We start from the raw sequence: 18,570 nt of genomic DNA on the forward strand, positions 1-18,570 counted from the left end.
TTCGAAGTTCGTCGGCGCCGTCCAGTGACTTCCGCCGCTTCTTTTCGAAGGGGAGCGGCTTCTACTTCAGCGCCGCGCTCCCTGTCAACCGCTTGCTGTCAGCTTTTCCCACCGCTTTGCGTCCGTTGTGCTGCCTTCCGGACCGCTGCTTCTTCGGTGGGGCGCGGCTTCTATCTCTTCGCCGCGTTCGCTGTCAACTCGCTCGTTGACCGCCCTATTTCCTTGTCGGTGCTGCATTCTCCACGAAGTTCCTTCCGCACCAGTGCGCGGGCTTCGTAGCGAGGGGCGCGGCTTGTACCACCGCCGCGTTTTGTGTCAACCGCTCGACTGCTGCTTCTGCTTCCCGACCTGCTCCGCCTCCCATGAGGCGGCAACCCGCTCCAACACCGTCAACGCCCGCAATCGGCTGACCTGCTGCGGCGAACATCTAAGAATCGGTTCGGAGAATGTCAACTTCCCGTCACCGCCACCGCATCACGCTGGTGCCACCGGAGTGACGCCTGCGTGTCGCCGCGAGGTGGGCGGCTTATCCATCAGGCGATCGGGCGGCGCAAGAAATTTGATGCAGGCCGCTGGCGCGTTGCGACGTGGTGGAGGGGGAACCCGTGGGGGGCTCCTCCCATTCCCCCGGCGGATCTCAGCTCCCGAACTTGAGCTTGGAAAGGTCCACCCTCCCCCGCCGGCACTTCTCCGCGACCACCACCGAGCGCAGTTCCTGATAGGCGCGCTCGAAGTCGTCGTTCACCACGATGTAGTCGTAGGAGGCGATCCCCCGCTCGATCTCCGAGCGGGCGGCCAGCATCCGGCGGCGGATGGTCTCGTCCGAGTCCGTCTGACGATCCCGCAGCCGCCGCTCCAGCTCCTCCATGGAGGGTGGCAGCACGAAGATGAGGACCGCGTCGGGGTGCTTGCGCTTGATGGCCTGCCCGCCCTGGACGTCGATGTCGAAGATGGCGGTGCCACGGCGCGTGCGGGCTTCGTCCACGACGGACTGGGGGCTGCCATAGAAGTGGCCGTGGACCTCGGCCCACTCCACGAACTCGCCCTTCTCGATCTTCTCCTGGAAGGCGGCGACTCCCACGAAGTGGTAGTCCACCCCCTCCTGCTCCTTGCCCCGGGGGCGCCGGGTGGTGACGCTGGTGGAGAAGATGCCGTCCGGCATCTCCTTCAGCAGCCGGTGCGCGAGGGTGGTCTTTCCCGCTCCGGACGGCGCGGAGAGGACGAGGAGCAGGCCAGGCTGGAGTCCAGTGGGTTCGTTCATTCGACGTTCTGCACTTGTTCGCGGATGCGCTCGACCTCGGCCTTCATCGAGACCACGCGCGCGGAGATCTCCGCGTGCTGGCTCTTGGAGCCTGTCGTGTTCACCTCGCGGTGCATCTCCTGCACGAGGAAGTCCATGCGCCGGCCCACCGGCTCGGGGCTCGCCATCAGGAGCCGGAACTGCTCGAGGTGGGTCGCGAGCCGGGTCACCTCTTCCGCGATGTCCGTGCGCTCGGCGAACAGGGCCACTTCCTGCGCCAGGCGCTGCGGATCCACCGCCACGCCGCGCGCGAGCTCCGCGACACGCTCGGTGAGCCGCTGCTGGTAGTCACTGACCGCGCGAGGCGCGAGCCGGGCGACCTCCTGGCTCCAGCCCTCGATGAGCTTCATCCGGGCGTCCAGGTCCGCGTGGATGGACTCGCCTTCGGTGTTCCGCATCGTCTCCAGGGCCGCGAGCGCCTGCTGGAGCGCGGTCTGCGTGGCCTGGGTGGCGGACTCCACGTCCACGCCCTTCTCCTCCAGGCGGATGACGCCCGGCTGGTTGGACACCTGCGACCAGGCGATCTCCACCGACTGGCCCAGGGCCTCGGCGACCTCGCGGAAGGCGCGCGCGTATTCGCGGGCCAGGGCGACATCCACCGTGGGGACGTTGCCCGAGACGGTGGCGGCCTGCCGGCGCACCAGGATCTCCACCGAGCCTCGCGCGAGGCGGTCCTTCACCTGCTTCACGAGGGCAGGCTCGAGCGCGGACAGCTCGCGCGGCAGCCGGACCTTCACTTCACAGAACTTGTGGTTGAGCGAGCGTGCTTCCACGGAGACCTCTTCGTCCCCCACGCGGGCGCGGCCCGAACCAAATCCGGTCATGCTCTTGAGCATCGGGCCGGGTGCTAGGGGCTTTCGGTCCCAAGGTCAAGCCAGCGTCTTGTGTCCGTTCCAATTCTGGTAGGGTCCGCCGCCGATGGCGTGGCACAAGCGGCTTGAAACGTGGGCGAAGCTGGCACTGACGCTCCTGGCGTCCCTCCTGTTCTGGCGCCCCGGACGCCGCCGTTCTCCCGGGACGCCCCTCCCCCACCCGCGAAAGGTCCTGCTCGTCCGGCCCGACAACCGCGTGGGCGAGGCCCTTCTCACCACACCGCTGATGCGGACCCTCAAGGCGCATCTCCACCCGCCTCCGGAAGTGCATGTGCTGGTGCACGCCAAGGTGGCTCGCGTCCTTCAGGGGCACCCTGACGCGGACGCGGTCCTGGCGTTCGACCGGCGCATGCTCTGGCTGGGGCCGCTGGCGCCTGGCATCCGTGCCCTCCGACGCGCGGGCTATGACGCCGTGGTCGACTGCGCCAACTGGAGTGCTCCTTCGGTGACGAGCGCGCTCGTCTCTCGGATGGTGGGCTCCAGGGCGGTCGTCATTGGCCCCGGTATCTGGCCGGTGTCGCTGCTGCAGTCGGTGTCAGTGCCTGCCCGCTCCGATACGCGGCACGAGGCCATTCAGCGCACCCACCTGCTGACGCCTCTGACGAAGGGCGCTGTCGCCCAGGGGCTTTCGTTCCGGGAGCCGGTGCTGGGCGAGGCGTTCCGCGGCTATCTGGCGATGTTCTCCGCGACGGGTTCGCGGCGCGCGGTCATCAACCCCGGAGGGCGGTTGGGCGAGCGCCGAATTCCGGCCGAGGCGTTCGCCGCGGCGGCCCGGGAGCTGATTTCGCTCGGCTATTCGCCGGTCGTGACCTGGGGGCCGGGAGAGGAGGCCCTGGCTCGGAGCGTGCTCTCCGGCGCTCTGGGGGCGGAGCTGGCTCCGGCGACCAGCATCGATGAGCTGGGTGCGCTCATGCGGACCGCGGGCCTGACCATCTGCAACAACACCGGGCCCATGCACCTGTCGGTCGCCGTGGGCGCTCCCACGCTGGCGTTCTTCCTGCGCATCGACATGGAGCGCTGGGGCCATGCGGTGGCGCCCCACCGGATGGTGGACCTGACGCCCATCGTGGATGGGGCTTCCGGCGTGGGGTTGGAGCAGCGCGTGGCCGCGGAGGTCCGGTCGTTCGTCGCGGAGCGGGCCTCGCTCACGGGTTGAGCGGTCGCTCCTGCTCGGGCACCATCTGGGGGACGCCGTCCTCCACGGGCCAGGCCCGCAGGCACCTGCCGCAGCGGACCTCGGGCGGAGGCCCCTGGTGCTCCTCGAGCGGGCCCTTGCAGTGGAGACACCCCAGGATGGACCGCAGCGCCGGGTCCAGGAGCATGGGCTACTTCGCGCCTTCGCGGCCGAGCCGGCGGGCCAGCTCCGTGGTGCTGTGGTCCTTCGGGTCTCCCGCCACGGCCGTCCTGCCTCCGTAGGCCCGGACCTCGTCACCTTCCGGAATGGAGTCCGGCGTGTAGTCCGTCCCCTTCACGTGCACGTCGGGCTTGAGGGCGCGGATGACGGTCCGCACGTTCGGCTCATCGAAGACGACGACGCGGTCCGTGCAGGCCAGCGCCGCGACCAGCTCCGCGCGCTCCGCTTCCGGGATGTGCGGACGACCCGGCCCCTTGTAGGCGCGGGTGGAGGCGTCCGAGTTCACCGCCACCACCAGCACGTCCGCCAGGGCCTTCGCCCCTTCCAGGTAGCGGACGTGTCCGACGTGCAGCAGGTCGAAGACGCCGTTGGCCAGGGCCACCGTGCGGCCCTGCTCGCGCCAGCGTTCCCGCTCCTCCGCGATGGCGGCCAGGGGACGAAGCTTGTCCAGGGTGTTCATCTTGAGCTCCGCAGCGCTTCGAGGAGTTCTTCGCGGGAGACCGTCGCCGTGCCGGGCTTCTGCACCACCAGCGAGCCCGCGACGTTCGCGAGCCTCGCGGCTTCACCGAAGGAGGCCCCGGCCGCGAGGGACAACGCGAAGCTCGCGATGACCGTGTCGCCCGCTCCCGTCACGTCCACCGCCGACTTCGCTCCGTGCACGGGGATGAGGTCCACGCCGCCCTTCGCGTCGAAGACGGCCATGCCGTGGCGGCCTCGCGTCACCAGCAGCGCCTGGCAGCCCAGCTTGCGGACCGCTTCGTGACCGGCCTCCAGGAGGTCCTCCTTCGTGCGCACCGGGCGGCCCGTGAGCGCTTCCAGCTCCGGCTCGTTGGGCTTGCACACCGTGAGGCCCGCGAAGGCCGCGAGCGCGTAGCGGCTGTCCACGCAGACCGGGAGGCCGTCCGCGGCGAGCTTTCGCAACACGGCGCGGACCTCGTCGCTGACGACGCCCGCGCCGTAGTCCGAGACCACCACCGCGTCCGCGTCCTTCGCCGCGGCCTCCACCTGCCTGGCGATGGCCTTGCGCATCCGGGGCGGGAGGGGGCCTCGCTGTCCCCGGTCGACGCGGAGCATCTGCTGCCTCGTGGTGCTGATGCCTCCCGCGAGGATTCGCGTCTTCGTCTCCGTCTGGATGCTCCGGCTGCTGACCGCGTGCAGCCGGATGTCCGCGGCTTCGAAGAGCTTGCGCAGCTCGCTGCCCATCGAGTCCACGCCCAGGGCGCCCACCGCCGTCACCTGCCCTGACAGCGCGCGGATGTTGGCCGCGACGTTGGCTCCGCCTCCGAGCTTCACCTCCGAGGACTCGTACCGGACGATGAGCACCGGGGCCTCGCGGCTCACCCGGTCCGTCTGGCCGTAGAGGTAGTGGTCGGCGACCAGGTCTCCCACCAGCAACACCCGGCGGCGCGCGAAGGCGAGGGGCAGGCGCGAGGACGATGCTGCCGGACGTGAAGACGGGGCCGCGGGCATGGGCGCGCTTTGTCCCACAGCGGTCCGGCCCTCACAAGTCGCGCGTCTCTCCCCGCAGCCCGAGCGCCCGCTTCAGATGTGCTTCGCCCTCCAGGACCTCCACGCCCAGGCGCACCACCCAGGCCTCGAAGCCGGCGGGCAGGCGCACCGCGTCCTTCTCCGTCGTCACCACGAGCGCCCCGTGCTGGCGGGCCCGGGCTTCGACCTGGCGAAGTTCGTCCGCCGTGAAGCGATGGTGATCCGGGAAGAGGGCCGCGTCCCGGACCTCCGCTCCGAGCGTGGTCACGGTCTTCAGGAAGCCTCCGGGCCGGGCCAGCCCCGCCAATGCGAGGACCGGCTTTCCTTCGAGCGCTTTCGTCGCGTGCTCGGCGCCCGAAGGGTCCCACCATCCCGTGGGCCCATAGCGCGTGCGGACCCTGGGAGCCGTCGAGCCTTCGATCCAGGGGTTGGGCGCAGTGCCTCCCGAGGCGGCTCGCAGCCAGAGGAGCGTGGCGCGGCGCAGGGCCGATGGGGGTTCTCGCAGCGGACCTCTTGGGAGCAGTTGGCCGTTGCCCAGGCCCACGGCTTCGTCCACGACCACCAGGTCTTCGTCTCGGTGCAGGCGGCGGTGCTGGAAGCCGTCGTCCAGGAGGACCGTGTCCAGGCCGAAGTCGTCCCTGGCCCGGAACGCCGCCGCGACGCGGTCCGCTCCCACGAAGAGCCGGGCTCCCGGGCACCGGCGTGCGAGCAGCAAGGGTTCGTCTCCGGCGTCCGTCACCGCGGGCAGGGGATCCGTTCCCGTGAAGGTGAGTGGCTCCTGGGATTCGCGTCCGTAGCCTCGGGTCAGGATGCCGACCTTGCGCCCTTCGCGGATCAGCAACTCCGCGAGGTGGAGGACCGCCGGGGTCTTGCCCGTGCCTCCGACGTTCAGGTTGCCGATGGAGATGACCCGCAGACCTTCGACTCGTTCGGCCCGCTTCAGTTCCGAGTCGTAGAGGGCGCCACGGAGGCGGACCGCTGCGCTGTACGTCCAGGACACCAGCGTGAGCGGTGACAGGAGGGCACGACGGGACCAGGGCTCCGGTGCCGGCGGATAGAAGATCCGCTCCAGGGCCGTGGGGCCGCCAGCCGTCATCGCCGTGGCTCCGCTGCCTTCTGGTAGAGCGCCAGGATGTCCCGGGCGATGTGCTCGTTCGTCGGGCGCCGGGTCCCCGCCGTCGAGCCGGAGAGCGCGGCGGTGACGACGGCCTCCACCGTGGGCACGTCCACCCTCGCGTCCGATAGCTCCGGGAGTGCGCCCTCGTTCACCGCGACCACCCGGACTCCGCAGGCCCTGGCCTGGGCCGCGGCTCTCGCGCTCCAGTCGTTGCCCAGGCCGAGGATCCAGACTTCATCCAGGGCCTGCAGCCACTTCGCGAAGTCCGCTCCCTGCTTGTAGCCCGCGAACGTCACCTGTTCGGTGAGGCCTCGAGCCGCCACTTGTGTCCGCGTCGCTTCGAGCAGGGCCCCATCGCCTACGAGCACGAGGCGGGATCCGGGGCGTTGCTGGCGGAACGCGGCGAAGGCTTCGACTCCCAGTTCGTGACGCCGGCTCTTCTGGAACGTGGAGATCATCCCGACCAGGTGCGTGTCCTCGAGCCCCAGGGTCTGGCGTAGGGCCTTGCGGTCCCGGGGCGGCTCGAACAGCGGGTCCACCAGGGCGGGCAGGACCTGGACGGGGCGATGACGGCCTTCGAGCTTCTCCACCAGGTGGCTCGCCGGCACCGTGTACGCGGCGGCTTCGGGCAGCGAGGAGCGCAGCGACCGGGGCGCGTGGATGGAGCGGATCCGCACCGCGCCTTTTGGCGTTCCCCAGCGCGCCACGAGATGATCATGCGTGAAGTGGGCATGGACCACGTCCACCGTCCTGCGGCGGAGGGCTCGCAGGTCACTCCAGAGCTCCCAGGGCGGAGACTTCACGGACAACGTCAGGCCTCCTTCGTCCAGGAGGCCCAGTTGCTGGAAGCGGGGCACGGCGGGCTCCTCGGCGGCGATGTCCCGGCGCTTGCGGTCCACCGCCACCGTGACCTCGTGGCCCAGGGCTCGCTGCGCCTGGGCCAGCAGCGCGATGTTCTCCGCGGGGCCACTCCAGAAGGGGCTCGCGAACAGGTGCAGGATGCGCATCAGCGCTTCACCAGCGAATGGTAGAGGTCCCGGAGCGCCCGGGCTTCGTGCTCGACGCCACAGCGGCTGCGCGCTTCCTCCGCCGCGTTGCGGCCGACCTGACGGGCCCGCTCCGGTTCGCGGGTCAGCTCGTCCAACAGGTCGCGCAGGCCCTTCACGTCTCCGGGCTCGAAGAAGAAGCCCGTGCGGCCGTGCTCGATGAGGGTGTCCAGGTACGGCAGCTTCGAGGCCACCACGCAGCACCCGGAGGCCATCGCCTCCACGTGCACCAGCGAGTAGCCCTCCGCGTAGGAGGGGTGCACCAGGATGCTCAGGCCCTGATACCAGGGCTCGATGGTGGACTGCTCTCCCGCGAGGCGCACCCGGTCCTCGATGCCCTGGCGCAGCCCGTTCACCCAGGCCAGGTCCGGCCCCTTCGCGAGCCCCACCAGCACCGCCTGCCAGTCCGGCCGCCGCGGCAACAGGGGCCTCAGCGCTTCGATGAAGTCGCCCTGCCCCTTCTCCTGGCGGATGCGGCCGATGACTCCGATGCCGTAGCGGCCTCCCTGCTGGAGCCGGGTCCAGGCCGCGTCCCGGTCCTCCGGTGGGTGGAAGCGCTCAAGGTCGATGCCGTGCGAAATCACCGTGGAGGGGAGCGCGATGACGTCCGAGATCTGCTTCGTGAGCGACACCAGCGCGTCCGCGCCCCTGGCGAGCCAGCGGGTGAAGCGCGTGGGGGCCACCGACGTGTGCCTCGTGAAGACGAGTCGCACCCTTCCGCCCAAGGCCTTCAGGAGCATCCCCGCCAGCAGCTCGTTGTTCCGGTGCGCGTGCCAGACGATGGGCTCCTGGTGCGAGCGGCGGATCAGCTCTCCCCAGGTGATGCGCGGCAGGGCCTCCGTCAGTCCGGAGCCGATGACCCGGGTCTCGTCGCCCTGGGCCAGCGCGGGCACCACGGACTCCACGTGCCGGGTCACTCCCGTGTAGCGCTTGTGGAAGTGGGGATGGACGATGAGGGTCATCGAGGAGCCCTCCTCAGCGTGGCCATGGCCTCCGCGTTGCGCTCACTGGCACCAGAGATGCGGCGCACCGTGGCTTCGGCCCGGGCGCCCAGTTGCCGCCGGCGTTCGGGATGGGCAAGGAGGCCCTCCAGCGCGGCGTGCAGGGCTTCTCCATCCGCCACTTGAATGCCTCCGTTGCCTTGCAGCACCGCGACGCTGTCGCGGAAGTTGTCCATGTGCGGCCCGAACAGCACGGGCCGGCCCTGCCCCGCCGGCTCCAGGATGTTCTGCCCGCCTCGCTTCGTGAACGAGCCTCCCACGAACACCACTGTCGCCAGGCGGTAGGCGCGCGACAGCTCGCCCATGGAGTCCATCACCACCACCGGGGCTCGCTCCGGGTTGCCCTGCGAGCGCAGGCCCACGGTCAGGTTGCGCTCCCTGGCGAGGGTCTGGATGCGCTCCGCCCGGTTCAGGTAGCGCGGCGCGATGACCAGACTCAGCGTGGGCCAGCGCTCCCGTAAACGCTGATACACCTGCAACAGGATTTCCTCTTCGCCCTCGTGCGTGCTCCCCGCGAGCCACACCGGATCCGCCGGGGTCAGGCCCAGGGCGGCTCGCAGGGCTTCGTCCTCGGGGGCGGGCCCCGCGGCGAGGGCGTCGAACTTGGTGTTGCCCGTGGTGAGGACCCGCTCGGCCGGTGCGCCGAGGGACTTCGCTCTTTCGGCTTCCTCGTCCTGCCGCATCAGCAGCAGGTCCATGTCCTTCAGCGGGTTCCCGATGAGCCCGAAGAGCGTCCGGTACTTCCCCACGTTCGCCGGTGAGAAGCGCCCGTTGGTCATCACCACGCGGGCCCCGGACTGCTTCGCGGCGCGGATGAGGTTGGGCCAGACCTCCGTGTACTCGAGGACGAGGAGGTCCGGCTGGAGGGCTCGCACGGCCCTTCGTGTCGCGCCCCAGAGGTCGTAGGGCGCGTACACGACTCCGTCGATCTGCTTCGCCAGGCGGTCCCTGGCCATCGCGTGGCCGCTGTCCGTCATCGTCGAGAGCACGATGCGGCAGCCGGGGAAGCGCTGGCGCAGCGGGCCGAACATGGGCGCCAGGGCGAGCAGGTCTCCCGCGCTGGCTCCGTGCAACCACAGCAGCGGGCCTTCTCCCTTCGGCAGGTCGCCCGGCCCGTAGAAGCCCAGCCGCTGCTTCAGCCCATGGCGCGTCTTGCGGTACACGCAGAGCACCGGGAACAGCAGCGCGAAGAGGACGTAGGTGGCGACGACGTAGAGCAGGCGCATGGGCGACGTCCCGCGCTCTATCAGATGCCCGGCGGTCTCGGCACCACTCGCACCGGGCTGGGGACCAGCCAGGGCCGCCACTCGTGGCCGAAGAAACGTCCGGGCGCGTGGGCCCAGACCTCCACCTGGACTGCGCCGGGGCCGGTCAGCTCGATGTGCTGCCCGTCGGGTTGCAGGCGACCGTCACCCCACACCCGGACCTCCAGCGTGCCCGGGGGGTGTTCCGGCAGACGCACCGTCAGCACCGTGCCCACGGGGGCCTCCCTCGTGTTCGCGTCGAAGCCTTCCAGGGCGAAGCCGCCCGGCGCTCCGAGCGCACGGAAGACGCAGAGGGCCTGACCGCTCGCCAGGGCCTTCGTGACCTGGGACGCGGCTTCGCGCGCGTTCTGGGACAGGGGGCCGGACAGCACGGCAGGCGGGAGTTCCATGTCGAGCGCGTTGAAGATGTCCTCGTACGCGGGCACGCCGTGCGCGTCATGGCCGCACAGGGCGATGCGCTTGCGCTCTCGCGCCAGCTCCAGGAAGCGCTCGGTTGGACGTGGCTCCGGGACCGAGAGCAGCATCACGCCGTGCACCGGGTTCACCAGGGAGGCGCCCACCGCGGGCAGGAGCCGGCTCACCGGGCTTCGCAGCGCCTGCCGGAAGAAGGTGTCCGCGGAGTACAGCTCGAAGCCCGGGACCTGGTGCGCCGTCGCTTCGTCCTTCCAGGGGTTCTTCGTCTGGACCGGATGCGCGAGGACCGCGGTGCCTCCGGCGGCCTCCACCGCCGCTACGGCCGGAGCTGGTGGTCCCCAGGGCTTCACGCCTTCGATGGGCCGCTGCATGCCGAACGCGGTCAGATGGCCCGCGTCGGTTGAAATCTCCACCCCGGGGATGAGCAGGACTCCATCCACCCAGGTCGCGGAGGGTGGCTTGAAGTCGTTGTGGTCGGTGAGCACCACGAAGTCGAGGCCCGCCGCTTTCGCCGCCCTGGCGACCGCAGCGGGCGTCCCGTGCCCGTCCGAGCGCGTGGTGTGCACATGGTACGCGCCGCGGATCCACGGCTTCGCGTCCGGTGCGGGCTCGACCACGGGGTAGTCCGCGAAGCCCGCCGCGAAGGCGAAGAAGCCCGCGACGCCCAGGAGCAGGAACAGCACGCCGAACACGGCGCGGATCGCCAGTGCGAGCGGCCGCCTTGCCGTACTGGCCTTGCTCATACCGCCCTCCACTCCGAGGGCCTCACGTTCAGCGCCACGTGGCGGCGTAGCGGCCGGTCTGGCGCCATGGCACGGGCGATGGGCTGCTTCGCCTTGCTCACGCCGCTCCCCGCTCGACGGGGCCTGACGTCTGCAGGCGCCACATGGCGGCGTAGCGGCCTTCCTTCTGGAGCAGCTCCGCGTGGCTTCCACTCTCCACGATACGGCCCGCCTCCACCACGTGGATGACGTCCGCGTTCGTCACCGTGGACAGCCGGTGCGCGATGACCAGCGCAGTGCGGCCGGGGAGCACCTTCGCCAGCGCGGCCTGGACCTCGCGCTCGTTCTCCGGATCCAGGCTGCTGGTCGCTTCGTCCAGCACCAGCACCGGGGCCCTGGACAGCACCGCCCTCGCGATGCACAGGCGCTGGCGTTGACCTCCGCTCAGGATGACGCCTCGCTCGCCGATGCGCGTGTCGTAGCCCTGCGGCAGGCCCTGGATGAAGCTGTCCGCGTTCGCCACCTTCGCCGCGGCCTCCACTTCCTCCTTCGTCGCTTCCGGCCTCGCGTGCCGCAGGTTCTCCAGCACGGTGCCGTGGAAGAGCAGCGGCTCCTGCGTCACCAGCGCGAACTGACTCCGGACGCTCGCCGCCGTGTACGTGTCCGCGTCCACTCCATCCAGGAGGATGCGCCCCTGCTGGGGACGCTCGAAGCGCAGCAGCAGCGACGTCACCGTGCTCTTGCCGCCTCCACTGCCGCCCACCAGCGCCGCCACCTGCCCCACCTTCAAGTCCAGGGTCAGCCCTTCCAGCGCGCGGCGCTCTCCGTAGAAGAAGCGCACGTCCTCCATGCGCAGCGACTCATGCAGCGCGGGCGCAGGCACCGCGCTGGCGGCGTCCTCCACGGGGTGCTTCAGGTCGAGCAGCGCGAAGAGGCGCTCTCCCGCCGCTCCCGCCTGCACCGCGAACTGCGTCACCCGGCCCAGGTCCTTCACCGGCTGGTACACGAGGATGACCGCCGTCAGCAGCGACAGGAGCGCCTCCGGCTCCATCGCCCGCGTCGCCGCCGCGTACCCCAGCGCTCCCGCGAGCGCCGCCGCCGCGAGCACCTCCATCAACCCCGGCACGCCGCCTCGCGCCCAGGCCGCGCCCACCACCGCTTCCTCGTGCGCCTTCGCGTAGGACTCGAAGCGCGCCAGCTCCGCCTGCTGGCCGTTGAAGGCCTGGATGGTGCGCAGCCCTCCCAACCCTTCGTGCAACTGGCCCGCGAGCTGGCCCAGGTGGGCCTGCCCTTCTCGCGTTCCCTTCAGCACCTTGCGCGTCAGCTTCGAGGCGGGCAGCGCCGCCAGCGGAATCACCGCCAGCATCAGCCCTCCGAGCATCGGGCTCATCGCCAGCGCCACGCCCGCGAGCACCAGCACCTGGATCGTGTCCCGCAGGTACGAGCCCACCGTGTACATGGCGGCCAGCTCCACCGCCATCACGTCCGAGGAGAAGCGGCTGAGCAGATCTCCCGTCCGCTCCTTCGACAACTGCGACGGCGACAGCGCCGTGAGCCTCAGGAACAGGTCGCGCCTCAGGTCCTTCACCACGCGCTGCGCGAACAGGCCCATGAAGTAGAACTGGCCCAGGTACCCCACGCCCTTCACCGCGCCCACGCACAACACGACCACCGGGAAGCCCCAGAGCGCGGCCTCGCGCGGCAGGTCCGCCAGCCATGGCACGCGGTGCGCGCTCGCGAAGCCCTCCTCGCCTCCGGACAACAGGAAGCGCAGCGCCGGGCCCAGCAGGTACGCGTACGCGCCCGTGGCGAGCCCCAACACCGCCATGCACACGAAGGCCAGGACGAGGATCCCCGCGTGCGGCTTCGCGTACCGGAGCAGCCGCCAGAGCGCGCGATGCATGACTACTTCACCACCTTCTGCAACGCCGCCCTCGCGAGCACCGAATACGGGTTCAGCTCCAGCACCTTCATCAGCTTCTTGCGCGCGAGCGGCGCGTCGTCCAGGTCGATTTCGATGATGGCCGCGATGATCTGCGCCCGCTCCAGGTACGGGTCCAACGTCAGCGCCTGCTTGAGCACCTTGCGCGCCGCGAGCGCCCGCTGCATCAGCGGCCCGGGCGAGCCCCGGTACTTCGCCCAGGCGAGGTACGAGTAGTACTCGGGCTCGCTGCCGTTGAGCGACACCGCCTCCTCGAAGCCCTGGATGGCCGCCTTGTAGTCGCCCCGCTTCATCGCGGACTCGCCCCGGCGCAGCGCCAGCTCCGCGTCCACGTTGATGGCGGTCGCGCGGCCCACGACCTCCTGGCGGCTGAAGAAGTACTGGAGATAGGCGCGGCGCTTCTCGTCCACGCTCAGCACCCGGTACGCCGCGGACAGCTTCTCCTGCACCTGCTCCAACAGGTCGCGCAGGTCGGAGAGGTCGAACTCCGCGTAGGTGTCCGGGTGAAAGCGCATCGCCGTCTCGTGGTACGCGCGCTCCACCGCCTCCTTGTCCGCCGCGAGGTCCAGCCCCAGCCCGCCGAAGTAGCTGCGCGTGATGATGCGCACCGCCTCCTCGCGCAGCGCCGCCGCCGTCTCCGCGGGCAGGCTCTTGCGCTTGCGCGGCGCGATGACGTCCGGCACCGCCGCCGCGCTCAGCACGTCCGTCCCCGTGGCCACCGGCGTCGCGGAGAACGTCACCCCGCCCGTGAGCTTGAGGAACCACAGCAGCGTGTACGCCGCGCGCAGCTCCGCGCGCCCGTGCGCCAGCAGGTCCTTGAGCACGATGCGGCCATTCACCTGCATGGCCAGCTTGATGTCCTCCGTGTCCAGCGCCATGGACTGGAGGTCCCGGCCGAAGTCCGCCGAGCGCACCGGGTACTCGTTCAGGTGCGCCTTGAGCGCGTTCGCCACCACCCGCAGGGGCATGCGCCTGCGCGCGGCCTCCAGCAGCGGGGCCAGGGCGGGCTGATCCACGGAGGCCACTTCGGAGGAGAACTCGTCGCCCGCGTAGAACGCGTACCGGCCCTCGCGCATGGCCAGCACGCGCCCGAGCCGGTCCCGGGTGAACTCGCGCAGGAGCGCCAGCAGGTCCTCGCCCACTGCCTCCACGCCCACGTCCGCCAGCGCCGCGCCGATGCGCAGCCCGGAGGCGAGCGACTCCACCACCGGCTGCTCCTGCGCCTCCGTGAGGACCCGACGCTCGCGCAGGAAACGCGGCAGCGCGTCCTCCTTCGCGGAGGAGTCGAAGTTCACCGGCCCGCCGCGCAGGAAGTACACCCGGCGCGACAGCCCCTTGAGGGCCACCACCAGCACGCCGTCACGGCGCAGGCGGTAGAGCGAGTGCAGCAGCGCCGGCAGCGGGAAGGCCTTCAGCTCCCCCGCGGCCACCGCGGGCCGCGACAGCGTGGCGGGCAGGCCCGTGAGCGTGAGGGCCTGGGCCGCCTTCACCAGCGCCTCCAGGCGGGGCACCAGCTCGCCCGGCTTGAGCGGATCCGGGATGTACGCGTTGACCTTCAGGTCCAGCACCGAGCCCACGCCCTTGGCCCGGCCCAGGTGCCCCTTGTCGATGGCCACGATGGGCACCCGCCCGCCCTGGCTGTGCCCGCGGATGAGGTGCACGACGTGCTGCCCCTCCACGCGCGGCAGGTCCACGCCCAGCACCACCACGTCCGGGTTGTCCGCCGAGAAGTGCTCCAACGCCATCACGGCGTCATTCACCGCCCGAACGGTGTACCCGGCCTGCGAGAGCAGGCCCGTCAGGTGCTCCAGGGTCGGGGGGTGGCTCTCGGCGAGCAGAAGCGTCTTCAAGGGGGCCGCAGTCTACAACCTCCCTCCCTCCGCGCATCAGCTACGATGAGGGTCTTGCCTCCCATGACGCAGCCATCCCCTCCCCGCATCCTCGTCGTGGCCGGCGAGGCCTCCGGCGACACCCACGCCTCGGAGCTCGTCGCCGCCCTCCAGGCCCTGCGCCCCGACCTCACCTTCTTCGGCATGGGAGGCGCCCGGCTGGCCGCCCGGGGGGTGGAGCTCATCCACGACGCCCGCGAGGTGTCCGTCATGGGCATCACCGAGGTGCTCTCGCGCATCCCCCGCATCCTGCGGATCATGAAGGACCTGGCCCAGGCCGCCGAGGAGCGCCGCCCGGACTGCGCCATCCTGGTGGACATCCCGGACTTCAACCTGCGGCTGGCCAAGAAGCTCAAGGCCCTGGGCATCCCGGTGGCCTACTACGTGTCCCCGATGATCTGGGCCTGGCGCCGGGGCCGCGTGCGCACCATCCAGCGGCTGGTGGACCGGATGCTCTGCATCCTGCCCTTCGAGGAGGACTTCTACCGGGAGGCAGGGGTGCCCGCACGCTACGTGGGCAGCCCCGTGCTGGAGCAGATGCCCCCGTCCGCCAGCGCCCGCGAGTTCCGCCAGCGCCTGGGCCTGCCCGAGGACGCTCCCACGCTCGCGCTCCTGCCCGGCAGCCGGATGAGTGAGATCCGCCGCATCCTGCCCACCCTCGTCGGCGCGGCGAAGCAGCTCGTCTCCGAGCGGCCGGGGCTCCAGGTGGTGGTGCCGGTGGCGCCCACTATCGCCAAGGAGGAGATCCTCTCCCGCTTCGAGGGCAGCGGCGTGACGCCGGTGCTGGTGGACGGACGCGCCCCGGAGGTGGTGGGCGCGAGCGACGCCGCGGTGGTGGCCTCCGGCACGGCGGTGCTGGAGGCGGGGCTGATGGAGCGGCCGCTCGTCGTCGTGTACCGCGTGTCGCTGGTGACGTACTGGGTGGGCCGGCTGATGCTGAAGGTGGCCTTCGTGTCGCTCATCAACCTGCTGGCGGGCCGGCGCGTGGTGCCGGAGCTGCTCCAGGGGGAGATGACGCCGGAGAACATCGCCTCCGAGGTGCGGCGCGTGTGGCTGCCGGGCGCGCCCCGCGACGCCATGGTCCAGGGCCTGGCCGAGGTGCGCGGCCGCCTGGGCGAGGTGGGGGCCGCCCACCGCGCGGCCCAGACGGTGCTGGAGCTGCTGCCCCCGCGCCCTGTTGCCTGAGCGGGGGAACCGACCGGGTCTGGCGTCGCTTCTGGTGTTCCAGCGCCGGGTTTGGGGTATGTCCGCCCCGTCATGAACCGTGCGCTGGTCTGCATCCCCACCTACAACGAGCGGGACAACATCGGCCCCATCACCCAGGCGGTGCTGGCGGCGGACCCCCGTGTGGACATCCTCGTCGTCGACGACAACTCGCCCGACGGGACGGGGCAGCTCGCGGACGAGCTGGCCGCGAAGGACCCGCGCGTGCGCGTGCTCCACCGCGAGAAGAAGGAGGGCCTGGGCCGCGCGTACCTGGCCGCCTTCCGGTGGGCCCTGGCCCAGGGCTACACGTACATCCTGGAGATGGACGCGGACTTCAGCCACGACCCGCGCTACCTGCCCAGCTTCCTGGACGCCGCGGAGGGCGGCGCGGACCTGGTGCTGGGCTCGCGCTACGTGGACGGCGGCGGCACGGTGAACTGGGGCGTGGGCCGGAAGCTCATCAGCCGCGGCGGGTCGCTCTACGCGCGCAGCATCCTGGGCGTGGACGTGCGCGACCTCACCGGCGGCTTCAAGTGCTTCAACCGCCGCGTGCTGGAGGCCATCCACCTGGATGAGGTGCGCAGCACCGGGTATGCGTTCCAGATCGAGTTGACCTACCGCACCCTGCGCAAGGGCTTCACCGTGCGCGAGGTCCCCATCGTGTTCGAGGACCGGCGCGTGGGGCACTCGAAGATGAACAAGAAGATCTTCGTCGAAGCGCTGGGCATGGTCTGGAAGCTGCGCTTCACGGTCTAGAGCGCCATGTCGATGTCCGCCCTGGTGTCCACCTTCCTCGTGTCGCTGTCCGCCATCTTCTTCGTGGTGGACCCGATTGGCGTCGTGCCGCTGTTCCTGGCGATGACGGCGGGGGACACCAAGCAGCAGATCCGCAGCACCGCCCTGCGCGCCTGTCTGGTGGCGTGCGGGATGATGCTGTTCTTCGCCGTCTTCGGCCGCGTCATCTTCCAGGTGTTCGCGGTGTCGCTGGGCGCCTTCCGCGTGGCCGGCGGCATCCTCCTGCTCATCACCTCCCTGGACATGCTGCGCGCCCGCCCGTCCTCCACGCGCACCAGCCCCACCGAGGAAGAAGAGGGCGTGGTGAAGGAGGACGTGGCCATCGTCCCGCTGGCCATCCCGCTGCTCGCGGGGCCGGGCGCCATCGCCACCGCCATGGTGCTGATGGCGCGCTCCGGGACGTCCTTCGTGTCCGCGCTGCCGGTGGTCGCGGCGGTGGTGCTGACCTTCACGGCGACCTACTTCATCCTCAACGCGTCCAGCCTGGTGCAGCGGGTGCTGCGTCAGTCCGGCGTCGCCATCCTGGAGCGCGTGTCAGGCCTCATCCTGGCCGCCATCGCGGTGCAGTTCATCGCGGACGGGGCGAAGGACCTGCTCAAATAGCGTCCGCGCCCGCCACCCACACGGCGCCGTCCTTGCGCACGGTGCCCTGGGGGCGGCCCTCCATGGTGAGGTGCTCCGGGCTGGAGCGCCGCGCGTCGTACGCGTAGCCGCCCTGGACCTCCTGCAGGTACACCACCACGGCGTCCACCACGTTCTCCTGCACGACCTTGAAGGACTCGTTCGCGCACTGGGTCTCACCGGTGAAGAAGCGCTCCAGCGAGCCCTCCTCCGGGTGGCGCACGTAGACGACCACGGGGGCCCTCTCCTCCTTGCCCTCGGCGACGAACTTCTGGATGGCCTTCGCGGGCTCGGGCTGCCGCATCAGCGCCTGGAGGAGCGTGCACTTCTCGTCCTCGGCCCGCACGCGCTGCTCGAGGGGGACCGTGTGCACGCAGCCCGCCGTCCCCAGCAAGCCCAGGCCCGCCACGGCGAGCGCCCAACGGATGCGAGGAAGTTCCACCATGTGTCACCTCAAGGCTTGCGCCAGCGAGGGGCGAAGGGCGCGCTCGTCAGGGACGGGTCCTCCACCGCGATGATGTATTCGGCGCGGCGGTTGGCCGCCTCCGCCGTCTCGTCCGGCGTGGGCACCGCCGGGGACTGCTCACCAAAGCCCTCGTAGAACACTGGTACCTTCAGGCCCCGTTGGCGGAAGTAGGACGCGATGCTCTTCGCCCGCTTGAGTGACAGCTCGCGGTTGTCCTCCGTGCGCCCCACCGTGTCGGTGTGCCCGAGCACGTACAGGCGCAGCGACGCCCAGCGGCCGTACTTATTCAGCGCATCCGTGATGCTCCTGTAGCTGGCGTCCAGCTTGCCCTTCTCCGCCGGCGGGATGTCCGAGCGGCCGGAGGCGAAGGTCACCTCCTCATGCGGGATGTCCACCTGCCACGGGTAGAGGTCCACGCCGGTGTAGAAGTCGGAGGTGTCGTAGGCCCTCAGGCGGATGTGCATCACCTTGCCCTCCGCCGGCAGCCACTTCACCTCCAGCGGCGTGCCCGCAGGCGCGCCCTTGAAGTCCACGTCGCCCGCGAAGGCCGTCTTGCCGGTGTCCATCTTCACCGTGACTTCCGTCTTCGCGGCCGGGCGGGACAGCGTGAAGCGCAGCTTGCGCCCGGCCACGTCCACGTCCTCGGGGCGCACCTCCATCCTCAGCGGGCCGTTGACCTCCGTGTCGAAGGAGAGCGGCATGCTCCCCGGCTCCGCCCCGCCCGGGAAGCGCACGGTGAGCTCGCCCTCGTAGTGGAACTTCCCTTCCGGCTGCTCCAGGGCGACGCGGCGGGTGATGCCCGGCTTGCCGCCCCCCTTGAGCTCCACCGTCTTGCCGTCGCTGCGCTTGAGCTTCACCTCGAAGCCGTCGATGGGCTCCTCGATGTGGACGAGCAGCGCGGGCACGCCTTCACCCAGCGCCGCCTTGCCCTCCAGCGACACCCGGATGGCCTCCGCGGAGGCGGGGAGCGGCAGGCCCAGCAGGGCCACGAGAGGTAGGAGTCGGACGGACATGCGGCGTCAACCTCGGCGTCGCGGGGGGAGGTGGGGAGGCAACTCCAGCCCGGGGGAAG

Annotated in this window: 18 protein-coding genes; 4 read left to right on the forward strand and 14 right to left on the reverse strand. The window is 70.6% G+C overall.

Annotated features, from left to right (window positions below; all coding sequences use genetic code 11):
* Positions 1 to 637: 637 nt before the first annotated feature.
* Entirely contained in the window at positions 638 to 1,261 is a 624-nt protein-coding gene (gene gmk, locus K8612_RS32265; RefSeq protein ID WP_223743877.1) for a guanylate kinase, read from the reverse strand.
* Positions 1,258 to 2,136, reverse strand: coding sequence for a YicC/YloC family endoribonuclease (locus K8612_RS32270; RefSeq protein WP_223765054.1), 879 nt, complete (start codon positions 2,134 to 2,136; stop codon positions 1,258 to 1,260). Before K8612_RS32270 ends, gmk begins: the two co-directional genes overlap by 4 nt.
* 82 nt (positions 2,137 to 2,218) lie before the next feature.
* On the opposite strand from K8612_RS32270, the gene K8612_RS32275 reads away from it, so the two are divergent.
* Positions 2,219 to 3,328, forward strand: a complete 1,110-nt coding sequence (locus tag K8612_RS32275) for a glycosyltransferase family 9 protein (RefSeq protein WP_223765055.1) — start codon at positions 2,219 to 2,221, stop codon at positions 3,326 to 3,328.
* Here the strand turns inward: K8612_RS32275 and K8612_RS32280 are convergent.
* The 10 genes from K8612_RS32280 to K8612_RS32325 form a co-directional block, all read right to left on the reverse strand.
* Positions 3,318 to 3,494, reverse strand: coding sequence for a Trm112 family protein (locus K8612_RS32280; RefSeq protein WP_223765056.1), 177 nt, complete (start codon positions 3,492 to 3,494; stop codon positions 3,318 to 3,320). The two genes, K8612_RS32275 and K8612_RS32280, sit on opposite strands and share 11 nt — an antisense overlap.
* A 3-nt stretch (positions 3,495 to 3,497) precedes the next feature.
* Entirely contained in the window at positions 3,498 to 3,986 is a 489-nt protein-coding gene (locus K8612_RS32285) for an adenylyltransferase/cytidyltransferase family protein (protein WP_223743873.1), read from the reverse strand.
* Entirely contained in the window at positions 3,983 to 4,996 is a 1,014-nt protein-coding gene (locus tag K8612_RS32290) for a bifunctional heptose 7-phosphate kinase/heptose 1-phosphate adenyltransferase (protein ID WP_223743872.1), read from the reverse strand. Before K8612_RS32290 ends, K8612_RS32285 begins: the two co-directional genes overlap by 4 nt.
* 31 nt (positions 4,997 to 5,027) lie before the next feature.
* Entirely contained in the window at positions 5,028 to 6,110 is a 1,083-nt protein-coding gene (gene lpxK, locus K8612_RS32295) for a tetraacyldisaccharide 4'-kinase (RefSeq protein ID WP_223765057.1), read from the reverse strand.
* Positions 6,107 to 7,138 (reverse strand): glycosyltransferase, encoded by a 1,032-nt coding sequence (locus K8612_RS32300; protein WP_223765058.1) that lies wholly within the window; start codon positions 7,136 to 7,138, stop codon positions 6,107 to 6,109. The genes lpxK and K8612_RS32300 overlap by 4 nt, the downstream gene beginning before the upstream one ends.
* On the reverse strand, positions 7,138 to 8,139 hold the full coding sequence (locus tag K8612_RS32305) for a glycosyltransferase family 4 protein (RefSeq protein ID WP_223765059.1): 1,002 nt from the start codon (positions 8,137 to 8,139) through the stop codon (positions 7,138 to 7,140). The genes K8612_RS32300 and K8612_RS32305 overlap by 1 nt, the downstream gene beginning before the upstream one ends.
* Positions 8,136 to 9,404, reverse strand: coding sequence for a 3-deoxy-D-manno-octulosonic acid transferase (locus K8612_RS32310; protein WP_223765060.1), 1,269 nt, complete (start codon positions 9,402 to 9,404; stop codon positions 8,136 to 8,138). Before K8612_RS32310 ends, K8612_RS32305 begins: the two co-directional genes overlap by 4 nt.
* A gap of 20 nt (positions 9,405 to 9,424) precedes the next feature.
* Positions 9,425 to 10,600: a PHP domain-containing protein gene (locus tag K8612_RS32315; RefSeq protein ID WP_223765061.1), complete on the reverse strand. Its 1,176-nt coding sequence runs from the start codon at positions 10,598 to 10,600 to the stop codon at positions 9,425 to 9,427.
* A gap of 97 nt (positions 10,601 to 10,697) precedes the next feature.
* Positions 10,698 to 12,482 (reverse strand): ABC transporter ATP-binding protein, encoded by a 1,785-nt coding sequence (locus K8612_RS32320; protein WP_223765062.1) that lies wholly within the window; start codon positions 12,480 to 12,482, stop codon positions 10,698 to 10,700.
* Between the two features lie 2 nt (positions 12,483 to 12,484).
* A complete protein-coding gene (locus K8612_RS32325) occupies positions 12,485 to 14,371 on the reverse strand; it encodes a DUF4388 domain-containing protein (protein ID WP_223743865.1) in 1,887 nt (628 codons plus the stop codon).
* Positions 14,372 to 14,434: 63 nt separating this feature from the next.
* On the opposite strand from K8612_RS32325, the gene lpxB reads away from it, so the two are divergent.
* From lpxB to K8612_RS32340, 3 genes are all read left to right on the forward strand, one after another.
* Positions 14,435 to 15,595: a lipid-A-disaccharide synthase gene (gene lpxB / locus K8612_RS32330; protein ID WP_223765063.1), complete on the forward strand. Its 1,161-nt coding sequence runs from the start codon at positions 14,435 to 14,437 to the stop codon at positions 15,593 to 15,595.
* Between the two features lie 72 nt (positions 15,596 to 15,667).
* Positions 15,668 to 16,372 (forward strand): polyprenol monophosphomannose synthase, encoded by a 705-nt coding sequence (locus K8612_RS32335; RefSeq protein WP_223765064.1) that lies wholly within the window; start codon positions 15,668 to 15,670, stop codon positions 16,370 to 16,372.
* 12 nt (positions 16,373 to 16,384) lie between these two features.
* Positions 16,385 to 17,014 (forward strand): MarC family protein, encoded by a 630-nt coding sequence (locus K8612_RS32340; protein WP_223765115.1) that lies wholly within the window; start codon positions 16,385 to 16,387, stop codon positions 17,012 to 17,014.
* Here the strand turns inward: K8612_RS32340 and K8612_RS32345 are convergent.
* Positions 17,007 to 17,477, reverse strand: coding sequence for a hypothetical protein (locus K8612_RS32345; RefSeq protein WP_223765065.1), 471 nt, complete (start codon positions 17,475 to 17,477; stop codon positions 17,007 to 17,009). The genes K8612_RS32340 and K8612_RS32345 overlap by 8 nt on opposite strands.
* An 8-nt stretch (positions 17,478 to 17,485) precedes the next feature.
* Positions 17,486 to 18,511 (reverse strand): OmpA family protein, encoded by a 1,026-nt coding sequence (locus tag K8612_RS32350; RefSeq protein ID WP_223765066.1) that lies wholly within the window; start codon positions 18,509 to 18,511, stop codon positions 17,486 to 17,488.
* Between the last annotated feature and the right edge of the window lie 59 nt (positions 18,512 to 18,570).

Source organism: Corallococcus sp. AS-1-6 (genome assembly GCF_020037015.1).
Lineage (GTDB): Bacteria > Myxococcota > Myxococcia > Myxococcales > Myxococcaceae > Corallococcus.